This is a genomic window from Nonomuraea sp. NPDC001699 (assembly GCF_053596455.1).
In genome coordinates, this window is record NZ_JBSFGF010000003.1 from 334402 (window position 1) to 359772 (window position 25371).

A 25371-nucleotide genomic window follows, 5' to 3' on the forward strand; every position below is an offset into this window, starting at 1 on the left:
GTCTAGCGGTCTTTCAGCAGGTCCAGGTCCTGCGGCGTGTCGATGTCGGCCGGGTCGCCGTGCTCGTCGCAGGCGACCTCGGTGACCAGCTCGGGGTGCGCCTTCATGAACGCCCGCGCCCCCACGTCGCCCACCGCCAGCTCCGCCACCCCGGCGAAGTGCTCGCGGGCGATCAGCACCGGGTTCGCCCGCCGCCCGCCGTACGTGGCCACCGCCAGCCCGGCCCCCGACTCCGCCAGGGCCCGCACCGCGCCGGCCCGTACGAGGGGCTGGTCCACCAGCGCGACCACCACGGCCTCGGCCTCCGGCGGCAGCGCGGCCAGCCCGGTCCGCAGCGAGGAGCCCATACCGGTGCGCCAGTCCGGGTTGCGCACGCTGACCGCCCCGCGCACCTGCGCCGTCGCCGCGCCGAGCACGACCACCACCGGATGGCAGCCGCCCTCCGCCAGCAGCCGCACCCCGCGGTCGACCAGCCGTTCGCCGCCGAACTCCACGAGCGCCTTGGGCGTGCCCAGCCGGGCGCCCTCCCCCGCGGCGAGCAGCAGCCCGGCGATCACGAGGACTCCCTGTGGATGCGCCCGCCGGTCTGCGACAGCGGCCGGCCCGAGCCGCCCCACCGGAGCTGGATCAGCTCGGCGGCGATCGACACGGCCGTCTCCTCCGGGGTGCGGGCGCCCAGGTCGAGGCCGATGGGCGATCTCAGCCGGTCCAGCTCGGCCTCGGTGAGCCCGGACTCGCGCAGGCGGGCCAGCCGGTCCTCGTGCGTACGGCGCGAGCCCATGGCGCCGATGTAGCCCGCCCGCGTCCGCAGGGCCACCTCCAGCAGCGGGACGTCGAACTTGGGGTCGTGGGTCAGCACGCAGATCACCGTGCGCTCGTCCACCTGCACCGAGGCCAGGTAGTCGTGCGGCCACTTGACCACCACCTCGTCGGCCTCCGGGAAGCGCTTGGCGGTGGCGAAGACCGGCCGCGCGTCGCAGACGGTGACGTGGTAGCCGAGGAACTTGCCCACCCGGGCGACGGCCGCGGCGAAGTCGATCGCGCCGAACACCAGCATGCGCGGCGGCGGCGCGAACGACTGGACGAACACCGACAGGTCGTCCAGCCGCCGCTCGCCGCGGCCGCCGTAGTGCCTGATGCCGGTCAGGCCCTGGGCGAGCATGCCGCGGGCGTCGTCGTCCACGGCCTCGTCGAGGCGGTCGAGGCCCAGGGTGCCCGAGGAGCGGTCGGGCCAGACGATCCGGCGGGCGCCCATCGTGCCGGGCCCGGAGACGATCGTGGCGACGGCGACCGGGTGGTGGGCCTCGACCGACGCCGCGATCTCGCCCAGCTCGGGGAAGGTCTCGATGGAGACCGGCTCGACCAGGATGTCGATGATGCCGCCGCAGGTCAGGCCGACGGCGAAGGCGTCGTCGTCGCTGACCCCGTAGCGCTGCAGGACGGGCGTGTCGGCCTCGGAGGCCAGCTCGAAGACCGCGCCCTCGACGCATCCGCCCGAGACGCTGCCCACCACCTCGTCACCGCGCACCGCCATCGCCGCCCCCGGCGGGCGCGGCGCGCTGCTGAACGTGCTCACCACGGTCGCCAGCCCGAACCTGAGCCCCGACCTCCACCACCGCATGATCTCCGGGAGCACGTCACGCATGGGCGAGCCTTTCGCTGAGTTCCTCGTAGGCGGCCAGACTGTGCCCGGCCACCAGGTCGTCCAGATACGGCAGGGCAGCCCGCATCCCCCCGGTCAGCGGCTGGTAGTCCTCATACCCCTTGTGCGGATTGACCCAGATGAGCCGGTACGCCTGCCGGGCCAGCCTGGCGAGCTGGGCGCCCAGCAGGGCGGGGTCACCCCGTTCCCAGCCGTCGGAGGCGATGACCACGATCGCCCCCCGGGCGCTGTGCCGGGTCAGGTACTCCTTGAACTCCTCACCGAGCCTGGTTCCTCCGCTCCAGTCGGGGATGGCCGCCGACACCTCGTTCAGCGCCGTGCCGGGGTCGCGGTGGCGCAGCCCGGCGGTGACCTCGGTGAGCCGGGTGCCGACCGAGTAGACCCTCGTGGCCCGCGGCTCGCTCCTGACCAGCGCGTGGGCGAAGCGCAGCAGGGTCTCGGCGTAGGGCGCCATCGAGCCGCTGACGTCCACGAACAGCACCACCCGCCGGGGCCTGGTCGTGTGCCGCCGGCGCCGGAGCCGGGCCACCTCGCCGGTCCGCAGCGCCTCGCGCACCGTGCGACGCCGGTCCAGCCCGCCCCGGTGCGCCTGCTCGAAACGGCGTGAGCGGCGCGCGGCCCGGCCGTTCCTGAGCAGGGCCAGCAAGCGGTGCACCTCAGCCCGTTCGGCCTCGGTGAGCCGGGCCACGTCCCGGTGCCGCAGCACCTCGGCGCGGCTGGCCGTGGCCGGGGCCGTGCCGTCCTCGCCTTCTTCCGTGCCGCCGCCGTCGCCGGCCGCCAGGTGCCTGGTGACGCTGGTCGTCCCGGTACGGGCCGCCGTCGCCCGCCGCCCCCCGAAGTACGCGGCGAAGCAGCGGTCGTAGCGGGGCAGGTCGTCGGGCGTGGCGCACAGGGTGAGCCGGCCGGCCCAGTAGACCTCGTCCCGGTCCTCGACGTCGAGGTGGCCGAGGGCCTGGAACAGGCTCCGCGTACGTTCGTGGTCGGCGTCCACCCCGGCCGCGCGCAACGTCCTGACGAAGCCCGTCACGGTCCGGACCAGCTCATCCATGCGACAGCAGCCCGTTCCCCAGGACGGCGGCGACGTCCTCGCGGTACTTCAGCGCCGCGCCCAGCGTGGCGGCGGCCAGGTCGGGGTCGAGCTCCCTGGCCCCGAGCGTCAGCAGCGCCTCGGTCCAGTCGAGCGTCTCGGCCACTCCCGGCGGCTTGACCAGGTCCGCCCGCCGCAGCCGCTCGGCCGCCTTCGCGACCTGCAGGGCCAGCTCCTCGGTGCAGCCGGGCAGGCGGCGCAGCAGGATCGCGACCTCGCGGTCGAAGCTCGGGTGCTCCAGCCAGTGGTAGAGGCAGCGCCGCTTGAGCGCGTCGTGCACCTCGCGGGTGCGGTTGGAGGTCACCACGACCACCGGGGGCGTCTTCGCCCTGATCGTGCCCAGCTCGGGGATGGAGACGGTGAAGTCGGAGAGCACTTCGAGCAGGAACGCCTCGAACTCGTCGTCGGCCCGGTCGATCTCGTCCACCAGCAACACGCTCGGCTGGGTCTCCACGGCCTTCAGCAGCGGACGGGCGATCAGGAAACGGCGGTCGTAGATCTCCCCCTCCAGCCGGGCGGCGTCGGTGATCCCGGCGGCCTCGGCGGCCTTGAGGTGGAGGAGCTGGCGGGCGAAGTCCCAGTCGTACAGGGCCTGGGACGCGTCGAGGCCCTCGTAGCACTGCAGCCGGATGAGCGGGGCCTTCAGCAGCGTCGCCAGGGTCTTGGCCAGCTCGGTCTTGCCGACGCCCGCCTCCCCTTCGAGGAACAGCGGGCGTCCCATCCGCAGCGCCAGGAAGGCGGCCGTGGCCAGCCCTCGGTCGGCCAGGTAGTCGTGCCGGTCGAGCAGCTCGGTGAGCTTGTCCGGCGACTCGATGTCCATTGCCCTGATTGTCCGCCGCAGCACGCCTTCAGGCTACGTCGCCACCCCGGTCCGGCGATATCGGCTCGCCTTCATCGCCGGGTTTCAGGCGCCGGGTTTCAGTCCCGGGGGTTTCAGTCGCCGGACTCGGCGGCCTCGCCGCGTTCGCGGATCAGCGCGGCCAGCTCGGCCGTGGCCCGGCGGGCGCGGGCCTTCTCCGAGCCCTGGATGCCCATGGCGCCGATCGTCCGGCCGTCAGAGAAGTCGATCTTCGGCCACGGGTCGCCCACCAGCAGGGTCACGTCGATGACCTCGGGCCAGGTGTAGCGGTGGACGCGCAGGGCGTTGACGATCGTCAGGCCCTTCTCGTCGGCCTCCACCCGGACCCGGCCCAGCAGGTGGAGCACGTACGCCACCGCCAGGCCGAAGCCCACGATCGCCACCCGGTCGGGCAGCTTGAACGGGTCGGCGATGAAGATCGCCATGAGGACCGCCCCCGCCACGACCAGCGCGGCGAAGACATAGGGCACGACCCGGCCCCGGCTGGGACGCCAGGTCACGGGCAGGGGCGGCGGGGTAACGGGCTCGGGCACGAGGGAAACCTACCGCAGCTCAGTGGAGGTCCCTCAGGAGGAGTGCGGTCTCCAGGGCGGCCATGGCCGACTCGTACCCCTTGTCCTCCTTGCTGCCGGGCAGTCCGGAACGGTCGAGAGCCTGGTCCATCGTCTCGCAGGTGAGCACGCCGTTGCCGACGGGCGTCTCCTCGTCGAGCGAGACGCGGGTCAGCCCGCTGGTGACCGAGTCGCAGACGTAGTCGAAATGGGCGGTCTCGCCCTTGATGACCGCGCCGAGGGCGACCACCGCGTCACAGCGCCGGGCCAGGGCCTGCGCCACGACGGGGATCTCCAGCGAACCGGCCACGCGGACCACGGTCGCGGTGGCGCCGCTGTCGTCGCACGCCTGCACGGCCCGCGCCACGAGCTGGTCGGTGATCTTGGCGTGCCAGCTCGCCGCCACCACGCCCACGACCAGGCCGGCCGCGTCCACCACGGCCACGCCTGGACGGCCTTCTCCACTCATGACGCCTCCGAGATCTCGTGCGGGACGCTGGAGGCGATGTCGTGGCCGAGCCGGTCGCGCTTGGCCTCCAGGTACCGTTCGTTGTGCGGGTTCAGGGCCACGGGCATGGGCTCGCGGCCGAGCACCTTGATGCCGTAGCCGTCCATGCCCTTGAGCTTGGCCGGGTTGTTGGTGAGCAGCCGCACCGAGCGCACCCCGAGGTCGGCGAGGATCTGCCCGGCGTTGGAGAACTCGCGGGCGTCCACCGGCAGCCCCAGCTCGACGTTGGCATCGACGGTGTCGCTGCCGTTGTCCTGGAGGCTGTAGGCCTTGAGCTTGGCCAGCAGGCCGATGCCCCGGCCCTCGTGGCCGCGCAGGTAGACGACGACGCCGCGGCCCTCCTGCGCGATGGCGCCCATGGCGTGGTCGAGCTGCACGCCGCAGTCGCAGCGCAACGAGCCGAACACGTCGCCGGTCAGGCATTCGGAGTGGGCCCTGACCAGGATGTTCTCGCCGCCGCCGAGGTCGCCGTAGACGAGCGCGACGTGCTCGCCGCCGTCGAGGGCGCTGGCGTAGCCGTAGGCCCGCCACATGCCGTACGCGTTGGGCAGCCGGGTCTCGGCGACCCTGGTGACCATGCTCTCGGCCCGGCGGCGGTGGTCGACGAGCTGCTCGATGGAGACCAGCGCCAGGTCGTGCTCGTCGGCGAAGCGGCGCAGCTGGGGCAGCCTGGCCATGGTGCCGTCGTCGTTGACCACCTCGGCCAGCGCCCCCGCCGACGACAGCCCGGCGAGCCTGGCCAGGTCGACGGCCGCCTCGGTGTGGCCGCGCCGGGCCAGCACGCCGCCCTCGCGGTAGCGCAGCGGGAAGACGTGGCCGGGCCGGACCAGCTCGTTGGGCTCGGTGGCCGAGTCGGCGAGGGTGCGGATGGTCCTGGCGCGGTCGGCGGCGGAGATGCCGGTGGTGACGCCGTCACGGGCGTCCACGGTGACCGTGTACGCGGTGCGCAGGCGTTCGCGGTTCTGGGCCACCATGAGCGGCAGGCCGAGCCGGTCGAGCTCCTTGCCGTCCATGGCCACGCAGATCATGCCGCTGGTGTGCCGGATCAGGAACGTGCACAGCTCCGGCGTGGCCTTCTGGGCGGCGAAGATCAGGTCGCCCTCGTTCTCGCGGTTCTCGTCGTCCACGACCACGACGGGACGCCCCTGGCGGATGTCCTCGATGGCGCGCTCGATCGGATCCAGCTTGAACTCGCTCATGCCGCTGCCACCACTTCCGGACGGGCGGCGGCGCGGTACTCGCGCAGCCACTTGGCGAAGCCCGTGAGGACCATGACGAAGAACACGCCGTAGACGGCGCCGGAGACGTAGAGGCCGGACTTGAACGCGACCGGCACCCCCACCAGGTCGACCAGCACCCAGACGACCCAGAAGTCGACCAGCGCCCGGCCCTGCGCCCAGGTGGCGACCGCGCCGCCGACGAAGATGTAGGCGTCGGAGGCCACCACGGCCACCGGCGCGCCCGGGTACCACGACAGGTCGAACGCCTTGAACAGGATCGTCACCACCACGGTGCCCACCGCGAGCGCCGCCAGCATCCGCCACCGCTCGCCGCCCGTGGCGGGCCGGACGGCCAGGGCCTGCTCCTGGGTGCCCTGCCGCCACTTCCACCACCCGTAGACGGCCAGCACGGCGAACAGGGCCTGCTTGAGCGCGTTGCCGGTGACGTGCGCGCTGATCGAGGCGAGGAACAACAACACCGAGCCGGTGAACTGCACCGGCCAGGTCCACATGGACTTGCGCATCGCGAACGCCACCGTGGCGAGGGCGAACACGTTGCCGATCAGGTCGGTCCACTTCACCGGCCGACCCAGGATGTCAATCGATGCGTCCACCCAGCTCATCGGGTGCCCACCAGCCTCTCCACATACTTGGCGATCACGTCGACCTCGATGTTCACCACGTCGCCCACCTGGCGGTCGCCCATGGTGGTCAGCTTCAGCGTGGTCGGGATGAGGCTCACGCCGAAGCTGTCGTCGTCAACCGTCGTGACGGTCAGGCTGATTCCGTCGATCGCGATCGAACCCTTCTCGGCCACGTACCGGCTGAGCGGGCCGGGGAGGGAGAAGCGCAGGTCGTCCCAGTTCTCGCCGGGGGCGCGGGACAGCAGGCGGGCGGTGCCGTCGACGTGACCCTGGACGATGTGGCCGCCGAGGCGCTGGTCGGCGCGTACCGACCGTTCGAGGTTGACCGCCGAGCCCGCGGTGAGGCCGCCGAGCGAGCTGCGGTCGAGCGACTCCCTGATGACGTCGACGGTGAACACGTCGTCCTTGACCTCGACGACCGTCAGGCACACGCCGTTGACGGCGATCGAGTCCCCGTGGGCGGCGTCGGAGGTGACGAGCGGGCCGTGGACGGACAGCCGGGCGCCGCCGCCCGCCGGCTCGATGGCGACGACTTCGCCCTTCTCCTCGATGATTCCGGTGAACATCACTTCTCCCTGCCTTGATGCGGAGCGGGCCGCGCGGTCAGCCGCAGATCCGGCCCGATGGGGGAAAACTCGTCGAAGGTGAGGCGGTGGACGCCACTGATCGTGGCGACGCCCGCCGGGCCGAGCGCGGCCCTGCCCTCGCCGAGCAGGGCGGGGGCGAGGTAGGCGTACACGCGGTCGATCAGGCCCTGGCGCAGGAACGCGCCGGCGAGGGTGGGCCCGCCTTCCAGGAACACACTGACCACCTCGCGGGCGGCCAGCTCACGCAGGAGGGCGTGCAGGTCGAGGCCGCTCTCCGCATGCCGGGGCAGGCGCAGCAGGCCGGCCTTGAGCTCCGTCACGGCGTCGTCGGCGACGGCGACCAGCGTGGGGGCCTCGTCGTCGAGGACGCGGGCCGTGGGCGGCGTGCGGCCCTCGGTGTCCACGACGACCCGCAGCGGCGGGCGGGCGCCCAGGGGCCGGCCGGCCAGCGGCGGGCTGCCGGCCAGCAGCGCCCCCGCGTCGCCCTCCTCGGCGTCGTGCGCGGGTTCGGGGAGGCGGACGGTGAGGTGGGGGTCGTCGGCGAGCACGGTGCCGACGCCGGCCACGATCGCGTCTGAGGCGGCGCGCAGCCGGTGGACGTCGGCCCGCGCCTGCGGGGAGGTGATCCACTGGCTGGTGCCGTCGGCGGCGGCCGACCTGCCGTCGAGGGTGGCGGCGAACTTCCAGGTCACGTGGGGTCTGCCGAGCCGGGCGTAGGTGAGCCATTCCTCGTTGACCCGCTCGGCCGCCTCGCTCAGCACGCCCCGCGTCACGCTCACCCCGGCCTCGCGCAGCCGGGCCGCGCCGCCGGCGGCCTTCGGGTTGGGGTCGGCCACGGCGACGACCACGCGGGCCACGCCCGCGGCCAGCAGCGCCCGGCTGCACGGCCCGGTGCGGCCGGTGTGGTCGCAGGGCTCCAGCGTCACGTACGCCGTTCCGCCCCGCGCCCGCTCCCCCGCCTGGGCCAGCGCCACGACCTCGGCATGCGGCCCGCCCGCGTACGCGTGGAAGCCCTCGCCCACGACCTGCCCGGCGGCCGACAGCACGACGCAGCCGACGACGGGGTTGGGGCTGGTGCCGCCGTGTCCGCGCGCGGCCAGCTCGACGGCGCGCGCCATGTGCGCGGCGTCGGCGACTGAGATGTCCACCCGGGTCTCCTACTCGCCAGTAGCTTCAAGCCACGGCGGGCCCCGGGGGGTTTTCGGGCGCCTGCACGGCACCACGTCAGGAGCCCGGCTGGGACGCCGGACACCTCGCGCGCTTCCTCCCATCCGGACTTTAACCGTCGGTCCTGGAATTTCACCAGGTCAACCGGCCGATGGCATCGGCCGGGTCGCGGACTGTAACCGCCGGTTCGGACTTTCACCGACCCCGGAGCACGCTAGCTCTCTTCTTGTACCAGTTTGCCATGCCGCCTACGGAAAGCGCGACCGCCCCCGTGCTATTTGAACAAGCGCTCGCTCAGGCAGCCATCAGCTTGCGCGCCCGGCGGGCCGAGGGCGCGTAGCGGACCTGCGCGGGGACCAGGCCGATGCCGGTGTGCAGGGCCCGCAACGTGGCCGAGGCCCACAGGTCGCCGACGGGCGTGGCGGGCAGGCCGTACAGGCGGCGGGCCCAGCGCGGCAGCGTGGCCAGGGCCAGCACGGTCAGCGCGGGCACCGCGGGCCGCAGCGCGGACAGCGCGCCGGGCAGCGGGGTGTGCAGCGACAACCGCAGCGGATGGGCGGCCTCGGGCACCAGCCGCAGCTCGGGACGCCGGGCGGCGATGTAGTCGCGCAGCTCGGCCACCGAGCCCGGCACGTCGTCCCCGGTCAGGCCCACGACCTCGGCGGCGCGCCGCCACTCGGCGACGAAGCGGTCGGCGTCGGCGTCGGACAGCCGCACGCCGGCGCGACGGGCGACCGTCAGGTAGGAGTCGACCTCGCCGACGTGCACCCAGCGCAGCGCCTCGGGGTCGTCCAGACGGTAGGTCTCGCCGGTCTCAAGATCATGGGCGGTCAGCCTGGCGTGGATCGCGCGCACCCGGCGGCCGGCCCGCTCGACCTCCGCGCGCGTGCCGTACGTGCGCACCCGGACGAACTCGCTGGTCCGCAGGAAGCGCGCCCACGCCTCCGCCGGGTCGAGCAGCGCCGAGTTCTGCAGCACGCCGCGCATCGCCCTGGGGTGCAGCCCCTGCATGAGCAGCGCGCGGAAGCCGCCGACGAGCTGGATCGGCTCCCCCATCACCCGCCAGGTCACCGACTCGGGGCCGAAGATCCCATAGTCGTCCATAAGTGAACAGTTACCCATATAGGCGGTGAAGCATGCCGAAAACCCCCGGCCGAGAACGGCCGGGGGTTTCGTGAGGCTGTCGTGCGGGACGGAGATCAGCCGGTGAAGCCGATCGCCGTGTAGTCGGCGGCCTGGTAGCCGAAGGCGCCGTAGTTGGCCAGCGTCTTCTTGGTCGCCTGGATGTCAGGACGCTGGTACAGCGGGATGGTGTGCACCTGGTCCCAGATCAGCTTGTCGGCGGCGTTGGCCAGCTCGGCGGACTTGGTCGGGTCCATCTCGCCGACCGCGGCGTCGATCGCGGCGTCCAGCGCCGGGTCGCTGCCCTTGGGGAAGTTGGACTCGGAGCCCGACTTGTAGATCTGCGGCAGGGAGCCCATCGGCAGCGGCGTGCCGATCCAGGAGAACGGCACCAGGTCGAAGTCGCCCTTGATGATGAAGTCGGTGAAGAACTTGTCATCGGGGACCGGGCGGATCGTCAGCTTGATCCCGGCCTCCTTGAGCATCGCCTGGGTGAGCTCACCCTCGGTCTTGGCGTAGGGCAGGCCCGCCGGGACGACGAAGTTCAGCGAGAACTCCTTGCCGTCCTTCTTGCGGACGTCGCCCTCCTGCTTCCAGCCGGCCGCGTCGAGCAGCTCCTTGGCCTTGGGCAGGTTGTACTTGCCCAGGTCGCCGGAGTTGTCGACGTACGCCTTGTGGTTGTTCATGAAGACGTGGTTGCCCAGCGTCTGCAGCGGCCAGTCCATGTCCTTGAGGTCGGACTGCGTGATCACGTCACGGTTGATCGCGTACGCGACGGCCTGGCGGACCGACTTGTCCTTCAGGAACTCGCTCTGGTTGTTGACGGTGATGTGCCGCCAGTTCGGGCTGAGCGCCTTGCGGACGTCGACGTTCGGGACCTCCTTGGCCCGCTTGAGGTCGGCGGGGCTGCCCGGCGGGATCTCCACGGCGTCGAGCTCGCCGTTGGCGAAGGCGTTCACCTGCGCGGCGGGCGTCTCGATGGTCCGGAAGATGACCTTGTCGAGCTTGGCCTTGCGGCCCCACCACTTGTCGTCGCGCACCACGGTGAGGGTCTTGGTGCCCTCGTTGATGCTCTCGACCTTGAAGGGCCCGGCGGTGACCGGGATCTTCTGCAGGTAGTCCTTCTCGTACTTCTCCGGGGTCTCCATGTGGGAGGCCGGGTAGAGGTGCGGCGAACGGGAGAACTGCCCCTGCCAGTCGGGGTAGTTCTTGGCGTAGGTCACGATGGCGACCTTGTCGGAGTCACCCTTGGTGACCGACTCGATGCGGTCCCAGCCGTCGGTGGAGGCCGGCTTGAACTTCTTGTCCTTGCCGCTGTTGGCCTTCCACGCCGCCTCAAGGTCCTTCCAGGTGATCGGCGTGCCGTCCGACCACTGGGCCTTGTCGTTCAGCGTGTAGGTGACGACCTGCTTGCCCGACGACAGGTCCATCTTGACGTCGGTGAGGTAGTCGGGGTTGGCCTTGAAGTTGGCCTCGGAGTCGGCGACCATCAGCTGCGGCATCAGCGAGTCGAGCATGTCCGCCGTGTCGCGCTGGTTGCCGTCGACGTGGTTGCCGTTCCACTGGCTCGGCCACTGGCCGACCGAGAGGGTGAGCGTGCCGCCGTCCTTGACCTGCTCGTACGCGACGGGGTTGATCGAGATGCCCGGAGTCTCCGACATCTGCTGCTGAGCCTGCTGCGACTGCTCGGCGCTCGGCTTCTTGGCCTCGCCGCCACCACCGCCACAAGCCGCCGCGGCCATGGCGAGGACGGCGATTCCCGCCGCCGCCCGGTAACGAACCTTCACTTTTCCTCCTGATCGTCCGAGGCCGTGATGACCTCGACTTCCTCCGCGTAGTGGCAGGCGGCGCCGTGGTCGACGGCGTTCGCGAGCCGGGCAACCGAGGGCTCTTCGTCCACACAGCGCCCGCGTTCGGCCTCGGTGAGCAGGGCGAACTTGGGGCAGCGGGTGCGGAACCGGCAACCCGATGGCGGGTCGGCCGGGCTGGGCAGGTCACCTTCGAGCAGGATCCGCTTGCGTGTGCGTTCCATCTCGGGGTCGGGCAGCGGGATCGCTGACAGCAGCGCCTGCGTGTAGGGGTGGGCGGGGCGGTCGTAGACCTCCTCGACCGTGCCGATCTCGGCGATCCTGCCGAGGTACATGACCGCGACGCGGTCGGCCAGATGCCGGACCACGGCCAGGTCGTGCGCCACGAACAGGTACGACAACCCCAGGGTGTTCTTCAGCTGGTCCAGCAGGTTGATGACACCGGCCTGGATGGACACGTCGAGAGCCGAGACCGGCTCGTCCAGGACCAGCAGCTTGGGCTCCAGGGCCAGCGCGCGGGCGATGCCGATGCGCTGGCGCTGGCCGCCGGAGAAGCTCTGCGGGTAACGCTCGGCGTACTCCGGCGCCAGGCCCACCAGTTCGAGCAGCTCGGCGACCCGCTCCTTGACGTTCTTGCGCCCGTGGGCGCGCAGCGGCTCGGCGACGATGTCGCCGACCGGCATGCGCGGGTCGAGCGCCGCCATCGGGTCCTGGAAGACGATCTGCAGGTCGCCCCTGAGCGCCTTGCGCCCGGACGGGCCGAGCTTGGCGCTGTCCTGGCCGAGCACGACGATCCGGCCGCTCTGCGGCGGGGCGAGCTGCATGATCTGCTGCAGCGTCGTGGTCTTGCCGCAGCCCGACTCGCCGACCAGGGCCAGCGTCTCGCCCTCGGCGATGTCGAAGCTGATGCCGTCCACGGCGTGCACGGTGCCGACGCGGCGCTTGAACACCGCGCCCTTCATCAGCGGGTAGTGCCGGATGAGGTTGTCGAGCTCCAGCACGGTCGCGCGCTGCTCGCGCGGCACGCGGACCACCTCGCTGACCGGGATGACCGGGACCGGGAACACGTCCGCGCCGGTCAGGCCCTTGTACTCGATCTCGCGGGAGCGGATGCAGGCCACGTGCCTGCCGCCGCCGACGTCGGTGAGCGGCGGCTCCTCGTCGTCGCACGAGTCGATCTTCATCGGGCAGCGCGGCGCGAACGGGCAGCCCGGCGGCAGCGCCGCCGGGGAGGGCGGGTTGCCCTCGATCGGCACCAGCGGCCCCTCCTCGCCGTCGATCCTGGGGATCGAGGCGAGCAGCCCCATCGTGTACGGCATCCGCGGCCGGTAGTAGATGTCGTCGACGTTGCCCTGCTCGACCGGCTTGCCGGCGTACATGACCAGCACCCGGTCGGCCATGCCCGCGACGACGCCCAGGTCGTGCGTGATCATGACGATGCCGGCGCCCGTCTCGCGCTGGGCGGTCTTGAGCACCTCCAGCACCTGGGCCTGGATGGTCACGTCGAGCGCGGTGGTGGGCTCGTCGCAGATCAGCAGGTCGGGGTCGTTGGCGATGGCCATGGCGATCATCGCGCGCTGCCGCATGCCGCCGGAGAACTCGTGCGGGAACGCCTTGGCGCGCACGTCCGGGTGCGGGATGCCGACCAGGTCGAGCAGTTCGACGGCGCGCTTGGCGGCCTTGTCCTTGCCCAGCTTCTGGTGGACGCGCAGCGCCTCGGAGATCTGGTCGCCGATCGTGTAGACGGGCGTGAAGGCCGACAGCGGATCCTGGAAGATCATGCTCATCGACTTGCCGCGGACCTTGACCAGGTCCTCTTCCTTCATCCCGATCAGCTCCTGGCCGTGGAGCTTGACCGAGCCGCTGATCTGGGCGTTGCGCGGCAGCAGACCCATGATCGCCAGGGACGTCACGGACTTGCCCGAACCGGACTCGCCCACGATGCCCAGGACCTCGCCGCGGCCGACCTCGTAGCTGACGCCGCGGACGGCTTCGATGCCGCCGGGGAAGGTCACGGTGAGGTCTTGGACCTCCAGGATGCTCATGAGTTGCTCCCCGGGTCGAGTGCGTCGCGCAGGCCGTCTCCGATGAGGTTGATGCTCAGCACCAGCAGCACCAGGAGCCCGGCGGGGAAGGCGAACAGCCAGGGGTAGCCGGTGGCGTTGCGGGAGCCTTCGGCGATCAGCGTGCCGAGCGAGACGTCGGGCGGCTGGATGCCGAAGCCGAAGAAGGACAGCGCGGCCTCGCCGATGACCGCGCCGCTGACGTTCAGCGTGGCGTCGATGATCAGCAAGGAGGACAGGTTCGGCACGATGTGCCGGAAAATGATCTTCCAGCGGGGGATGCCCATGTAGACGGCCGCCTGCACGTACTCGCGCTCACGGAGCGAGAGCGTCATGCTGCGGACCACCCTGGAGGTGATCATCCAGGCGAACGCCGCCAGCAGGACCACGAACCAGAGCCAGGAGGCGCCGCGCAGGCGCGGCGAGGCGATCGCGATGATCAGGAAGCTGGGCAGGACGAGGAGCAGGTCCACGCCCCACATGAGGACACGGTCCACCCAGCCGCCGAAGTACCCGGCGAAGGCGCCGACCACGGCGGCCAGGCCGGTCGAGATGAGCGCCACGAGCAGGCCGATGATGATCGACTTCTGCATGCCGCGCAGGGTGACGGCGTACATGTCCTGGCCGATCGTGGTGGTGCCCCACCAGTGGTCGGACGACGGCGCCGACAGGAAGGACAGGAAGTCCTTGTCCGTCCAGTCGTAGGCGCCGAAGAGGGGCCCGATGTAGGCCAGCGCCACCAGCAGCACGAGGGCGATGAAGCCGTAGCGGGCCTGCCGGTTGCGCAGCATCCGCCCGAGAACAACCTTGGAACGCACTTAGCTCACCCTCACTCGTGGGTCGAGGGCCGCCACCAGCAGGTCCGACAGGAAGCCGGCGAACAGGACGCAGACGGAGGCGAACATGCTGACCGCGGCGACCGAGTTCACGTCGTTCTGGTTGATCGAGTCGACCAGCCAGGCGCCCATGCCGTTCCAGGCGAAGATCTTCTCGGTGAAGGTGGCGCCGGTGAGCATGGTCCCGAAGGCGAAGGCGAAGTACGTCGCCGCGGGGATCAGCGCGGTACGAAGCGCGTGCTTGATCAGGGCCGTCCTGCGCCGCAGGCCCTTGGCCATCGCCGTGCGGACGAAGTCCTGGCCGAGCACGTCGAGCATCATGTTGCGCTGGATGCGGCTGTAGAAGGCGATCGAGCCCAGGCTGAGCGAGATGGTCGGCAGGATCAGGTGGTTCAGCCGGTTGGTGAACTGGTCCCAGCCGGACAGCTTGGGGTTGTACTCGCCGGTGAACTCGATCAGCGTGAAGCCGAGCCCTCGGTTGAGGTTGTAGGCGCTGATCGCCAGCAGCGTGGCCAGCACGAACACCGGCACCGCCATGATCACGAACGAGCCGACACCGATCACCCGGTCGGTGATCCGATATTGCTTGATCGCCGACAACGCGCCGAGCGCCACTCCCAGGACGAATCCCACGATGGTGCCGACCAGCAGCAGCCGGAGGCTGACGGAGATCCGCCGGCCCATCTCGTCGTTGACCGAACCGCCGTTCCAGGTCTTGCCGAAGTCCCCGGTGACGACGCCCTTGACCCAGGTTCCGTAGCGCTCCAGGACGGGCGTCTTGTCGTTGAGGTTGTAGGCGTCGAGCGTGGCGTCGATGACTTCCTCGGCGACAGGAGGCTGGCGGCCCTCGTACGCACCGCGAGGGTTCATGGTCGTCGCGGCGAGCATGTAGGCCAGGCTGGCCGCGATCGCGACCAGGATCAGATTGATCGCCAACCTGCGCAGCAGGTACTTGCCCATTACCCTCCGTTCGCACTGAACGAGGGCCCGGAAACCCCGGTAGGAGAAGACCCCCGCAATGGTAAAAGACCGTCTTACGCCGCGAAAAGTGATGACGCGGAACGGCGATCAAAACGCAGGATATCTAGCCAAACATCACAGTCAGCAATAGTTCGACATAACAGAAAGGTCACTTCGCATGGTGGGGCCCCGCCGGTGATCACGGGTCGATAAGGGGGTTGACCTGGGGAAACGCGAGCTATCAAGATCGGTAACGCGCGCTATCGGATCAGGCTATGTCACAGAATCCTGACAAAAAATAACCCAATCCCGAAGTGACGCACGTCATACTGATCAATAGGGTAGGGATTGAAATTTCGCGATGTCGCGGCTTTTGATCTCAGGTGGGCGGCCGAAGTGGATCGGTCTGAGGGCACGCTGCCGCCCGCCCCGGAGCCGTCCCCAGGACGATCGCCACGCGCTCACGCTCCGCTCACCACCCCGCGCCCGACGAACCGCCGGCCGCGCGGGGGCGTCCATCCACCGCGGCCGAACGCCCGTCCGCGACACCGAGGTCCTCCCACAGCGCCCCACACCCGTCGGGAAGCGCCACACGCCCGCACGAAGCGGCAGGCCCGGTTCTCCCGACGGCCAGCCAACCCGCGCCCCTGAAGCTGGGCCTCGCACCGCGTCCCGTAGACGCGTCACCGCGCCTCGCCGAGCACGCCCTTGATGCCACGCCCCCAGGCCAGGCACGGCCCTGGTGCTGCACCGGGCCGGGCGCGGCTGTGGTGCCGCAGGCCCGGCGCGGGTCTGGTGCCGACGTGCGGCACCGTGGGGCGCTCTTGGAGGGACGGGGGCACCACGGGAGTGCGCGAGCACGCCCGTGGCGCGGAAGGGACGCCCCCCCGTGGCGGGGGGACGCGCCGTGGCGGGGGAAGGTCAGCGGGTGGCGGCGGCGCGCAGGGCGTCGATGGCGGCGACCGGGTCGTCGGCCCCGTAGACGGCGCTGCCGGCCACGAACACGTCGGCGCCCGCCTCGGCGCAGCGCTCGATCGTCTCGGCCGTCACGCCGCCGTCGACCTGGAGCCAGACCGACCCGCCGTGCCGCTCGATCATCGCCCGCGCCGCCCGCACCTTCGGCAGCACCATGTCGAGGAACTTCTGCCCCCCGAACCCGGGCTCCACCGTCATCAGCAGCAGCATGTCGACCTCGCCGAACAGCCCCTCGAACGGCTCCACGGCCGTGGCCGGGTTGAGCGCGAGCCCCGCCCGGGCGCCGAGCGACCGGATCTCGCGCAACGTCCGCACCGGCGCCTTGGACGCCTCCGCGTGGATGGTCACGCTGCCCGCCCCGGCCTCGGCGTACTGGGGGGCCCAACGGTCGGGGTCGGCGATCATGAGATGGCAGTCGAGAGGGGTCTGCGTTGCCTTGCGGAGGGACTCGACCACGGGCAGCCCGAGGGTGAGATTGGGCACGAAGTGGTAGTCCATGACATCCACGTGCAGCCAGTCGGCGTTCGGCACGGCGGCGGCCTCGTCGGCCAGCCGCGCGAAGTCGGCGGCGAGGATGCTGGGCGAGATCTGTACGGCCATGATGCGCCAGTCTATTGAACCGCCCGATCCACCCCGAACGCCCCTCCCACGACGCCGGCCCCCCGGGGTTCAGGACCCCGGACGGCCCTCCCCCCTGCGCCATCGCGCGGGCGGCTCCGAGGTCAGGGGCGTTTGCGGAGGAGGGCGAGGAACATGGCGTCGGTGCCGTGGCGGTGCGGCCAGAACTGCGCGTGCGGGCCGTCGCCGAGCCCCTCGGCCTCCGGCAGGTAGTCGCGCGCGTCGAGCTGCTCCACGTCGCCCCTGCGGCCCATGACGTCGCCGACCACCACGCGCGTCTCGGCCAGGTGCGGCGAGCACGTCACGTACGCCACCACGCCACCCGGACGCACGGCGTCGAGGGCCGTGCCGAGCAGCCGCCGCTGCAACGCGCCCAGCTCGGCGATGCTGGCCGGGTCGCGCCGCCACCTGGCCTCCGGACGCCGCCGCAGCGCGCCCAGCCCCGTGCAGGGGGCGTCGAGCATCACCCGGTCGAACACCCCGGGCCGCCAGGCGGGCTCGGTGCCGTCGGCGGTGACCACCGAGGCGGTCCTGGTGGTCTGCCAGACCAGCCGCGCCCGGTGGTACTGCACGTCGGCGGCCAGCACCCGGGCCCCGCCCGGGAACGCCACCCCGGTGCCGTCGAGACCGTCGCGGCGCTCGCCGTCGAGGCCCGCCAGGTCGCCGTAGGTGGCGACGGCGTCGAGCAGGCCCGCCTTGCCGCCCGGCCCGGCGCACATGTCGAGCCAGAGCTCGTCCTCGCCCTCCAGCGGCACCCGGGTCAGGGCCAGCGCCACGAGCTGGCTGGCTTCGTCCTGGACGGCCGCGCGCGTCTCGGCCACGGCCTCGATCTGACCGGGATCGCCCTCGCGCAGGTAGGCCGCGTACGGCGAGTAGCGGCCGGGATCGGCCCCCGCCTCGGCCAGCTCCGCCACCGAGCTGCGCCCCGGCCGCGCGACCAGGGTCACCAGCGGACGGACGTTGTCGGCGTCGAGCAGGTCGGCCAGCTCCCCGCCGCCGCCCAGCGCGTCGCGGAAGGCCGAGACGATCCACCGGGGATGTCCGTAGGCGACGGCCAGGTGGCCGACGGGGTCCTTCTCGGCGTCGGGCGCGACGATCGGGATCCAGTCCTCCAGCTCGCGTGAGCCGATCTTGCGCAGCACGGCGTTGACGAACTTGGCCGCGCCCTGGCCGATGCGCAGGCGGACGAGATCGACGGTGGTGCCGACGGCGGCGTGCGGCGGGACGCGCATGCGCAGGAGCTGGTGGGCCCCCAGCCGCAGGGCGTCGCGCACGGCCGGGTCGGGCGCCCGGTCGCTGCACATCTCGATGATGGCGTCGTAGGTGCCGAGGCCGCGCAGCGTGCCGTAGGCCAGCTCGGTGGCCAGCGCCGCGTCGCGCCCCCGGATGTCGCGCTCGCGCAGCAGGCGCGGCAGCAGCAGGTTGGCGTAGGCGTCGCGCTCGTCGACGGCCCGCAGCAGGTCGAAGGCGGCGTTGCGGGCGTGGTCGCGGGCGGGGCGGCGGGGACGGCCGGCGCCGCGGGGCTTGGTGCCCGTGGGGCCGCCCCGGTCACGCGAAGGCATCGTCACCCGCGATCCGGACGCCGCGCGCCCACTCGACCGCGCCCATCGCCCGCTTGCCCTGCGGCTGCACCTCGCCCAGCTCGACGGGGTCGGTGGCGGTGCCGACGAGCACGGCGCTCTTCGTGGCGACGATCCGGCCGGGCGCGAGCCGGTCGGCCTGGACGGCGACCTTGGCCGGGCCGAGCTTGACCCGCTGGCCCCTGAACTCGCTCCACGCCCCCGGAGCGGGGGTGCAGGCGCGGATCAGGCGGTCGACCCGCATGGCGGGCTTGGACCAGTCGACCCGCGCGTCGGTGACGTTGATCTTGGGCGCGGTGGTGACGCCGTCGAGCGGCTGGGGACGGGCCTCCAGCGCGCCGTCCTCGACGCCGTCGAGCGTGGCGGCCAGCAGGCCGGCGCCGGAGACCGACAGGCGTTCGAGGAGGGAACCGCTGGTGTCGTGGGTCAGGATCTCCTCGGTGACGACCCCGTAGACCGGGCCCGCGTCGAGCTCCTTGACGATCTGGAACGTGGTCGCGCCGGTGATCTCGTCGCCGTGCAGCACCGCGTGCTGGACGGGCGCCGCGCCGCGCCAGGCGGGCAGCACCGAGAAGTGCAGGTTGATCCAGCCGTGGCGGGGCACGTCGAGCGCCGACTGCGGCAGCAGCGCGCCGTAGGCCACCACCGGGCAGCAGTCGGGCTCCAGCGCGCGCAGCGTGTCGAGGAAGGCGGGATCGCCGACCTTGGCCGGGCGCAGCACCTCGATGCCGGCCTCCTCCGCGAGCTCGGCCACCGGCGAGGGGTGGACCTTGCGCCCCCTCCCGGACTGGGCGTCGGGACGGGTGACGACGGCCACGACCTCGTGCCGCGGCGAGTCGATCAGCATGCGCAACGACGGCAGCGCCGTCTCGGGTGTGCCCGCGAAGACCAGCCGCATCGTCAGAGCGCCCTTCCGCCGGTAGCGTGCGGCGACATCTTGATCACGGGGGCGGACAGGCCGCTCCACTCGGCCTCGCGGATGGCCTTCATGGCCAGCTTGCGCTGCTTGGGGTCCATGCGGTCGATGAACAGGATGCCGTCGAGGTGGTCGGTCTCGTGCTGGAAGCAGCGGGCCATCAGGTCGGTGCCCTCCAGCGTGACCGGCTCGCCGTGCATGTCGAAGCCCTTGGCCACGGCGCGGACGGCGCGCGGCGTCGGGTAGCTCAGGCCGGGGAAGGACAGGCAGCCCTCCTCGCCGTCCTCGTCGAGGTCGGAGGACAGGTCGAGGTCGGGGTTGATGAGGTGGCCGAGCTGGTCGTCGACGTAGTAGGTGAACACCCGCAGGCCGACGCCGATCTGCGGAGCCGCCAGGCCCGCGCCCGGGGCGTCCATCATCGTGTCGGTGAGGTCCTTGACCAGCTTGCGCAGCTCCTTGTCGAAGTCGACGACCGGGGCCGCCGCGGTGCGCAGCACCGGATCTCCGAACAGCCGGATCGACTGGATCGCCAAGGGGCTCACTCCTGTTCTCGAACGTTGATCAGCCCAGTTTACCGGCGGTGGGCCGGCGGCCGGTCGTGCCCAGGGAGCGAGCCTTCATCGCGGCCTTGCGCGCCGCCTTGGCCACCGCCCGGTCGTCGTGGGTGCCGGCGAGCATGTCGAGCACGGCCAGCGTGTCGGGATGGCCGACCGCGGGCATCTCGCCGACGAGCTTGATCAGGTCTTCGCCCGGCTCGGGCATGTCGAGGCGGCCGGCGGCCGGGCCCGACAGGTGCATGAGCGCGGCGAGGTTGTCGACCGCGATCCAGGTGTGGTCCTCGGCGCTGAGCGGCGGGGCCTCCAGGTCGCGGATGTGCAGCCAGGAGGCGGCGTAGCGGCGCGTGAGCGGGTGGTCGAGCGCCTGGCGCACGGGCTGCTCGGCCTCCGGGCCGAGCTCCTCCAGGATGGCGCCGACCGCGCCGCGCTGCCCGGCGGTGCCGGAGGCGGCGATCTCGATCAGGTCGCGCGCGGCCGCCTCGGGCGGCCGGCGCTCCAGCCAGCCCGCCACGGCGCTCTGCGTGGCCGTGCCCCTCACCAGCGCCTCGACCAGCTCGGCGGCCGACAGGTCGGCGAAGACCTGCACCTCGGCGGCGGTGGGCGCGTCGTGGCCCTCGCGCAGCAGGTCGCGCCGGACGGCCCACACCCCGAGCGGGGTGAGCGCCGTGCGCCCGGCCTCGGTCTGCTCGACCAGCCCGCAGTACGTCAGCAGCGACACCGCCTCCAGCAGCTCGGCCGGCAGCGCGGCGGCCAGCCTGCGCATCTCGACCTGGCCCGGCGCGCAGGCCACCTCGTGCGACTGCAAAATGCCCCTGGCCAGGTTGCCCACGGCCACGCCCGAGCGCACCGAGTAGATCGTGGCCAGCATCTCGGCCAGGTGGTCGTCGACCACGGCCGAGCCGGTCAGGCCCTCGTCGGCGCGGTCGAGGACGTCCATCACCACGCCGTCCCAGAACTCCAGCGTGGCCTCGACCGTGAGCTGCATCGACAGCGGGCCGCGCGAGGCCCGGCCGCCGAGGATGCGCAGCAGGCCGGTGTTGACCGCGACGATCCAGATCAGCCGCATCCGGGACTCCTGGAGCCCCAGCTCTTCCGCGGCGGCCCTGGCGTCGGACTCTCCCAGCATGCCGTCGGCGCCCACCTCGCGGCTGCCCGTCCAGGCGGTCAGGCGGATGGCGTCGGCGACGAGCGGCACCGCGGGCACCGCCCGGGCCAGCTCGGCGTCGCTCGCCAGCAGGACGGGCGGGAAGGTCAGCGCCTCGTGCTCCACAGAGGTCTCCTCAGGTGGCCGTGGAGGCACGGCGGCCTGCTCATCGATCAGCTTGCGCAGCTCGGCGAGGTCGAAGACGTTGTTTGCCACCCACGAAACTTACTGCACAGCAGTCACAAGGGCGTACTCAACGGATGGCCCGGGAGCGTGCCTTGAACGCCGCCTTGCGCGCCGCCTTGGCCACCGTGTCGTCGGGGATGGAGCGTCCGAGCAGCTCCAGAACCTCGACCACGTCGGGGTGGTCGACCCGCCACATCTCCTCGATGAGGTGGGCCGGCGGACCGGACGCCGCCATGTTCTCGGCGAAGATCTCCGGATCCTCCCGAGCGGCCGGCATCGCCAGGGCGAGCATGTCGACGCTGACCCAGAGCAACTCCTCCTGGGTGAGCGGCGGCGCGCCGAGACCACGTGCGGCCAGCCAGTGTATGACGTGCGGGCGCAGCTCCTGGTCGTCGAGGTGCTCGCGGACCTGCGGCTCGGCCTCCGCGCCCAGCCGGTCGACGATGGTGATCGCGATGCCGCGGGCCACGGCGGGCGCGCCGGAGGCGGCGGTCAGCAGCTCGGCCGCCGCCTCGCCCGCCGCGCGGCCGGACAGCCAGCGGGAGATGTCCTGCTCGGCCAGCTCGGCGGGCAGCCCTTCGAGCAGCCCTTCGATCAGGCCGCGCGCGTCGGCCTCGCCCAGGTCGGGGGCGATCGGGGCGTCGAGGCCGAGCGAGAGGTAGTGCTCGCGCAGCCCCCACACCGCCAGGGGCGTCAGCTCGGCGGCCTCGCCGGTGAGGCGGACCAGGCCCCACCCGGCCAGCCGGTCGAGCGCTCCGCCCACGTCGACGCCGCCCTCGCCGGAGACCTCCTCCAGGTAGTCGGCGACGACCTGGAGCGGCACCGGCGCCTGGAGGCGGTAGAGCATGTCGAACAGGTCGTAGAGCCCCTCGTCGAGCTCGGCGTGGCCGGTGATCTCGCCGCCGGTGTCGTCCTCCAGCAGGCGGGCCACGGTCTCGGCCCAGGCGCGCAGCGGCCCGCCGTCGGCCGGGTCGCCCGGGGGCGGGCCGCCGGCCAGCCCCGGAACGGCCCGCAGCGCCTCGGCCAGCTCCTCCTCCGAGGCCAGCCGCACGGCGGGCAGCGGGGTGCAGCCCGGACAGTCGCAGGGCGCCTCGCCCAGGTCGGGCAGCTCCCCGGACGGCACCGGCACCGCCTGTTCGAGCGACTCGGGCCCGATCGAGCTGAACAGGCTCTTGGCCATGCCGAAGTTGGCCGTGTCGGCCAGGGCCTCGGGCATGCGCGGAGCGATCTCGTCGAGCCGCGCGCGCATGCCCGCCACGGTGTCCGGACCGACATGGCCGGCGTCGCCGAGGTAGTCGACCAGAGTGCGGGCGGCCGCCACGGTCTCGGGCGCGCTCTCGGGCGGCGCGATCACCTTGCGCGGATAGATGGACAGCAGCAGCTCGTCGAAGGTCTCCGGCGTGAAGTCGCTCAGTTCGTCGACGTCGAGGTAGTCGCTGGCGTAGTCGCAGAGCAGGCGGACCTCGTCCGCGTCCACCTCGACTTCCCGCGCGCGCCCCCATGCGCGCAGGTCGTCGATGGCCTGGTTCACCCATTCGATCGACACAGGGGCACGCTAACGGCTGACCAACAGATGAGCGAATCGGGGAAACGGTCTAAATCAGGTCGAGTGGGTCGACACTCACCCTCACGACATCTGGTGTCTTACGCGCCGCACGCACCCCACTGGCCCCCTTGAGCGCGGCCGACAACGCCGCCCCGCCGCCGCGCCGTACCCGGATCATGGCCCGTTCCAGGCCGGATTCGTCCACGGGGACGGGGCCGAGCACCTGGGCGTCGGGCGGGAGGCGTACCTCGTCGAGCATCTGCCGCACGGCACTGGCCGAACCCGTCAGCGTCGCCATCCGCACCGCGGGCGGGAAACCCAGCTCGGCCCGGTCGCCCAGTTCGCGTTCGGCGTGCGTGATCGGGTCCCACCGCAGCAGCGCCTGGACGGAGGGCAGCCCGGCGTCCCCGAGCACCACCAGCTCGGCGGACGGCCGCAGCAGCGCGGCGGCGTTCATCCACCGGCGCAGCGTCTCCTCCCCCGCCCGCAGGTCGGCCCGGCCCAGCAGCGCCCACCCGTCGAGCAGGACGGCCGCCGCGTAACCGCCCTCGGCCACGGGTTCGGCGCCGGGCGTGGCGACCACCAGGGCGCGGGCGGCGGGCACGCGGGCCAGCACGCCGTCCCGGCCCGAGGTGCGCACCGGCACCGACGGGAAGGCCCGGCCCAGCTCCTCCGCGGTGCGCCTGGCCCCCGTGACGACCGCCCGCAGGCGGGGGCTGCCGCAGGACGGGCATCGCCAGTCGGCGTCGACCCGGCCGCACCAGCGGCAGTAGGGGGCGGCGTGCCCGGCCCTGAGCGCCAGCGGCCCATGGCACAGCGACTCCCCGCCGCCGTGCGCCGCGGACCCATCCGGCATCCCGGCCAACCCGTCGACGGCGGGCGGCAGAGCCCCGGCGCCTGTCCCCGGCGCGTGCAGGGGCAGGCCGAGCGGGACCGCCCCGGACGCCGCCGCCGACAGGGTGAGCGCCTCACCGGCGACCGGCAACGGCCCGCCCCGCCCCTCGGCCCCGGCAGGCGCTCCCGCGCCACCCCGGACGGGTGTCGGCGCGGCGGCGGGGGCCGGTGGTGCGGCGAGGTGCGGAGCGATCCTGGTGGGCGGCAGGACGCACCGCGCCGGGGCACGGCAGTGGCGGCAGGCCAGCGCCGGCAGGTAACCGCGCCTGGGCACCTGCACCAGCACCGGCCCGCTCTCCAGCCCCTGCCGCAGCGCCCGCCAGGCCAGGCTGGGCAGCCTCGCCTGCCGGGCCGCCTGGTCCTTGGCCAGCTCGGCGTCCTCACCGGCGGGACGCACCCGCGGGGCCACGGTCCTGATCATGGTGCGGGCGGCCACGATCGGCCTGGCCCAGCGCGTCGCGACGAGCTGGGTGGCCTCGGCCGTACGCGCGTAGCCGCCGATCAGCATGGCCGCGCCGGTCCGGTGGGCACGCAGGCCGAGGACCTCCCGGGCGTGGGGGTAGGGGGCCAGGCGTTCGGCGTGCAGGTCGTCGCCGTCGTCCCAGATGGCCACCAGGCCGAGATCGGCCACGGGGGCGAACATGGCGGCCCGCGTGCCCACGACCGCGCGTACCTGGCCTCTGAGGACCTTCAGCCACCGCCTGTAGCGCTCGGCGGGACCCAGGTCGGCCGTGAGCGCCACGTGCCTGCCCGGGCCGAGCAGCCGCTCGAACTCGGCGTCCGCCAGCGCGACGTCCTTGCCGTCGGGGACGACGAGGACCGCTCCCCGCCCGCCCTCCAGCGTCGCGAGCACCGCCTCCGCCATGGCCCCGGCCCAGCCCGTGGCGCCGGGCAGCGCCGACCACACGGCGCGTGGGGCGCGACCGTGGCGCAGCGCGTCAAGGAAGGACGGCCCGGTCGGATAGGCGTCCCAGGCGCTCTCACGCCCCTCCCCCGCATGCTCCGAGGCGTCCCCGCGGCCGTCACCCGCGGAACCGCCGCCCACGACGCCGGTGTCGCCGTCGGCTGCTCGCTGCTCCCCGATGTCACCCGCACCGCCGGGCGTCTCCTCGACGGTGTCCGGCGAGCCGGCCTCGTGGGAGGAGCCGGGAGCCGGGCCGGCGGGGGGCGGGATCTCGGCCTCGGCCTTGGCATGGCGCGGCGGGACGGCCAGGCGGAGCACGTCGGTCAGAGTGCCCGCGTAACGGTCGGCCACGGCGCGGGCCAGACCCGCGATCTCCGGCGTGAGCACCTGCTCGGGAGAGACCACCCGTTCCAGCGGGGTCAGCCTGCCCTCGTGATCGCTCTCGTCCACCCGCTCCAGCAGGAACGCGTCGATCAGCTTGCCCGCGAACCGGACGCGCACCCGCACCCCGGGCCGGGCCGCCTCGTGCATGGCGGCGGGCACCAGGTAGTCGAAGAGACGGTCGAGGTGCGGCAGCGGGCTGTCCACGACCACTCGCGCCACCGGCCGCTCGGGCGCCGCGACCACGGCCCCCTTGGTGTCCTTGGACGACGCCGGGGGCCGCACGGCGTCGAGCGGCAGAAGGGCGTCGTCGGAGTGGGTCACGCACTAACGTCTACCAGACCCCGCGCCCCGCCATCCCCACGCCGACTCGACCGTGAAAAGGAGCACACGACAACAGGCATGCAGGCAGACCACACCGCAGGACGCCGGACACCCGACATCCGCCGGGACCTGCGACCGAGCCCCCGAAGGCGAACCCGCCCTCAGCGAAGAGACGGACAGCCGAGCAGAACCCGCCTCACACCGACCTCAGCCGACGACAAGTGCCGCATCCACGCCCCGATGGGCCGGATGCGGCACCTGCGTCGAACAA

The 25371-nt window shown here is 72.4% G+C and carries 22 protein-coding genes and 1 riboswitch; all 22 genes read right to left on the reverse strand.

The window, feature by feature from the left end; all coding sequences use genetic code 11:
• Positions 1-2: 2 nt before the first annotated feature.
• The 22 genes from ACWCSU_RS11700 to ACWCSU_RS11805 all read right to left on the reverse strand — a co-directional run bounded on the left by ACWCSU_RS11700 (position 3) and on the right by ACWCSU_RS11805 (position 25100).
• Positions 3-557, reverse strand: coding sequence for a nucleotidyltransferase family protein (locus ACWCSU_RS11700; protein WP_449934937.1), 555 nt, complete (start codon positions 555-557; stop codon positions 3-5).
• Positions 554-1645 (reverse strand): XdhC family protein, encoded by a 1092-nt coding sequence (locus ACWCSU_RS11705; RefSeq protein WP_449934938.1) that lies wholly within the window; start codon positions 1643-1645, stop codon positions 554-556. Before ACWCSU_RS11705 ends, ACWCSU_RS11700 begins: the two co-directional genes overlap by 4 nt.
• Positions 1638-2711, reverse strand: coding sequence for a vWA domain-containing protein (locus ACWCSU_RS11710; RefSeq protein ID WP_449934939.1), 1074 nt, complete (start codon positions 2709-2711; stop codon positions 1638-1640). The genes ACWCSU_RS11705 and ACWCSU_RS11710 overlap by 8 nt, the downstream gene beginning before the upstream one ends.
• The gene (locus tag ACWCSU_RS11715) at positions 2704-3570 is read right to left on the reverse strand and encodes an AAA family ATPase (protein WP_357705361.1); all 867 of its coding nucleotides are present in this window, start codon (positions 3568-3570) and stop codon (positions 2704-2706) included. The genes ACWCSU_RS11710 and ACWCSU_RS11715 overlap by 8 nt, the downstream gene beginning before the upstream one ends.
• A gap of 113 nt (positions 3571-3683) precedes the next feature.
• A complete protein-coding gene (locus tag ACWCSU_RS11720) occupies positions 3684-4142 on the reverse strand; it encodes a PH domain-containing protein (RefSeq protein WP_364091177.1) in 459 nt (152 codons plus the stop codon).
• A gap of 19 nt (positions 4143-4161) precedes the next feature.
• Positions 4162-4629 (reverse strand): 6,7-dimethyl-8-ribityllumazine synthase, encoded by a 468-nt coding sequence (ribH, locus tag ACWCSU_RS11725; RefSeq protein ID WP_357705359.1) that lies wholly within the window; start codon positions 4627-4629, stop codon positions 4162-4164.
• Positions 4626-5867 (reverse strand): bifunctional 3,4-dihydroxy-2-butanone-4-phosphate synthase/GTP cyclohydrolase II, encoded by a 1242-nt coding sequence (locus ACWCSU_RS11730; RefSeq protein WP_357705358.1) that lies wholly within the window; start codon positions 5865-5867, stop codon positions 4626-4628. Before ACWCSU_RS11730 ends, ribH begins: the two co-directional genes overlap by 4 nt.
• Positions 5864-6511 carry a nicotinamide mononucleotide transporter family protein gene (locus tag ACWCSU_RS11735; protein ID WP_357705357.1) on the reverse strand — a complete coding sequence of 216 codons (648 nt, stop codon included), beginning with the start codon at positions 6509-6511 and terminating at the stop codon, positions 5864-5866. The genes ACWCSU_RS11730 and ACWCSU_RS11735 overlap by 4 nt, the downstream gene beginning before the upstream one ends.
• On the reverse strand, positions 6508-7098 hold the full coding sequence (locus tag ACWCSU_RS11740; RefSeq protein ID WP_357705356.1) for a riboflavin synthase: 591 nt from the start codon (positions 7096-7098) through the stop codon (positions 6508-6510). Before ACWCSU_RS11740 ends, ACWCSU_RS11735 begins: the two co-directional genes overlap by 4 nt.
• Positions 7098-8267: a bifunctional diaminohydroxyphosphoribosylaminopyrimidine deaminase/5-amino-6-(5-phosphoribosylamino)uracil reductase RibD gene (gene ribD, locus ACWCSU_RS11745; RefSeq protein ID WP_449934940.1), complete on the reverse strand. Its 1170-nt coding sequence runs from the start codon at positions 8265-8267 to the stop codon at positions 7098-7100. Before ribD ends, ACWCSU_RS11740 begins: the two co-directional genes overlap by 1 nt.
• A gap of 105 nt (positions 8268-8372) precedes the next feature.
• A riboswitch (FMN riboswitch) is annotated at positions 8373-8503 on the reverse strand.
• Between the two features lie 77 nt (positions 8504-8580).
• A complete protein-coding gene (locus tag ACWCSU_RS11750; RefSeq protein WP_449934941.1) occupies positions 8581-9390 on the reverse strand; it encodes an oxygenase MpaB family protein in 810 nt (269 codons plus the stop codon).
• A 95-nt stretch (positions 9391-9485) separates the two neighbouring features.
• Positions 9486-11195: an ABC transporter family substrate-binding protein gene (locus ACWCSU_RS11755; RefSeq protein WP_357705353.1), complete on the reverse strand. Its 1710-nt coding sequence runs from the start codon at positions 11193-11195 to the stop codon at positions 9486-9488.
• A complete protein-coding gene (locus tag ACWCSU_RS11760; protein WP_357705352.1) occupies positions 11192-13261 on the reverse strand; it encodes an ABC transporter ATP-binding protein in 2070 nt (689 codons plus the stop codon). The genes ACWCSU_RS11755 and ACWCSU_RS11760 overlap by 4 nt, the downstream gene beginning before the upstream one ends.
• Complete coding sequence (locus ACWCSU_RS11765; RefSeq protein WP_357705351.1) at positions 13258-14097, reverse strand: ABC transporter permease; 840 nt, start codon at positions 14095-14097, stop codon at positions 13258-13260. Before ACWCSU_RS11765 ends, ACWCSU_RS11760 begins: the two co-directional genes overlap by 4 nt.
• On the reverse strand, positions 14098-15075 hold the full coding sequence (locus ACWCSU_RS11770; RefSeq protein WP_357705350.1) for an ABC transporter permease: 978 nt from the start codon (positions 15073-15075) through the stop codon (positions 14098-14100).
• Between the two features lie 921 nt (positions 15076-15996).
• The gene (gene rpe / locus ACWCSU_RS11775; RefSeq protein WP_357705349.1) at positions 15997-16650 is read right to left on the reverse strand and encodes a ribulose-phosphate 3-epimerase; all 654 of its coding nucleotides are present in this window, start codon (positions 16648-16650) and stop codon (positions 15997-15999) included.
• 122 nt (positions 16651-16772) lie between these two features.
• Positions 16773-18230 carry an RsmB/NOP family class I SAM-dependent RNA methyltransferase gene (locus ACWCSU_RS11780; RefSeq protein WP_449935104.1) on the reverse strand — a complete coding sequence of 486 codons (1458 nt, stop codon included), beginning with the start codon at positions 18228-18230 and terminating at the stop codon, positions 16773-16775.
• Positions 18217-19146: a methionyl-tRNA formyltransferase gene (fmt, locus tag ACWCSU_RS11785; RefSeq protein WP_357705348.1), complete on the reverse strand. Its 930-nt coding sequence runs from the start codon at positions 19144-19146 to the stop codon at positions 18217-18219. Before fmt ends, ACWCSU_RS11780 begins: the two co-directional genes overlap by 14 nt.
• A gap of 2 nt (positions 19147-19148) precedes the next feature.
• Entirely contained in the window at positions 19149-19697 is a 549-nt protein-coding gene (def, locus tag ACWCSU_RS11790) for a peptide deformylase (protein ID WP_357705347.1), read from the reverse strand.
• A gap of 28 nt (positions 19698-19725) precedes the next feature.
• Positions 19726-21081, reverse strand: coding sequence for a hypothetical protein (locus ACWCSU_RS11795; protein ID WP_357705346.1), 1356 nt, complete (start codon positions 21079-21081; stop codon positions 19726-19728).
• A 37-nt stretch (positions 21082-21118) separates the two neighbouring features.
• Positions 21119-22597, reverse strand: coding sequence for a hypothetical protein (locus tag ACWCSU_RS11800; RefSeq protein ID WP_449934942.1), 1479 nt, complete (start codon positions 22595-22597; stop codon positions 21119-21121).
• Between the two features lie 49 nt (positions 22598-22646).
• Positions 22647-25100, reverse strand: coding sequence for a primosomal protein N' (locus tag ACWCSU_RS11805; protein ID WP_449934943.1), 2454 nt, complete (start codon positions 25098-25100; stop codon positions 22647-22649).
• Positions 25101-25371: the final 271 nt, after the last annotated feature.

Coding starts and splice junctions, on each gene's coding strand:
- ACWCSU_RS11715 (WP_357705361.1), bottom strand. CDS start 3,570: ATGGACATCGAGTCGCCGGACAAGCTCACCGAGCTGCTCGACCGGCAC.
- ACWCSU_RS11750 (WP_449934941.1), bottom strand. CDS start 9,390: ATGGACGACTATGGGATCTTCGGCCCCGAGTCGGTGACCTGGCGGGTG.
- ACWCSU_RS11705 (WP_449934938.1), bottom strand. CDS start 1,645: ATGCGTGACGTGCTCCCGGAGATCATGCGGTGGTGGAGGTCGGGGCTC.
- ACWCSU_RS11770 (WP_357705350.1), bottom strand. CDS start 15,075: ATGGGCAAGTACCTGCTGCGCAGGTTGGCGATCAATCTGATCCTGGTC.
- ACWCSU_RS11760 (WP_357705352.1), bottom strand. CDS start 13,261: ATGAGCATCCTGGAGGTCCAAGACCTCACCGTGACCTTCCCCGGCGGC.
- rpe (WP_357705349.1), bottom strand. CDS start 16,650: ATGGCCGTACAGATCTCGCCCAGCATCCTCGCCGCCGACTTCGCGCGG.
- ACWCSU_RS11740 (WP_357705356.1), bottom strand. CDS start 7,098: ATGTTCACCGGAATCATCGAGGAGAAGGGCGAAGTCGTCGCCATCGAG.
- ribH (WP_357705359.1), bottom strand. CDS start 4,629: ATGAGTGGAGAAGGCCGTCCAGGCGTGGCCGTGGTGGACGCGGCCGGC.
- fmt (WP_357705348.1), bottom strand. CDS start 19,146: ATGCGGCTGGTCTTCGCGGGCACACCCGAGACGGCGCTGCCGTCGTTG.
- ACWCSU_RS11710 (WP_449934939.1), bottom strand. CDS start 2,711: ATGGATGAGCTGGTCCGGACCGTGACGGGCTTCGTCAGGACGTTGCGC.
- ACWCSU_RS11780 (WP_449935104.1), bottom strand. CDS start 18,230: ATGCCTTCGCGTGACCGGGGCGGCCCCACGGGCACCAAGCCCCGCGGC.
- ACWCSU_RS11730 (WP_357705358.1), bottom strand. CDS start 5,867: ATGAGCGAGTTCAAGCTGGATCCGATCGAGCGCGCCATCGAGGACATC.
- ACWCSU_RS11735 (WP_357705357.1), bottom strand. CDS start 6,511: ATGAGCTGGGTGGACGCATCGATTGACATCCTGGGTCGGCCGGTGAAG.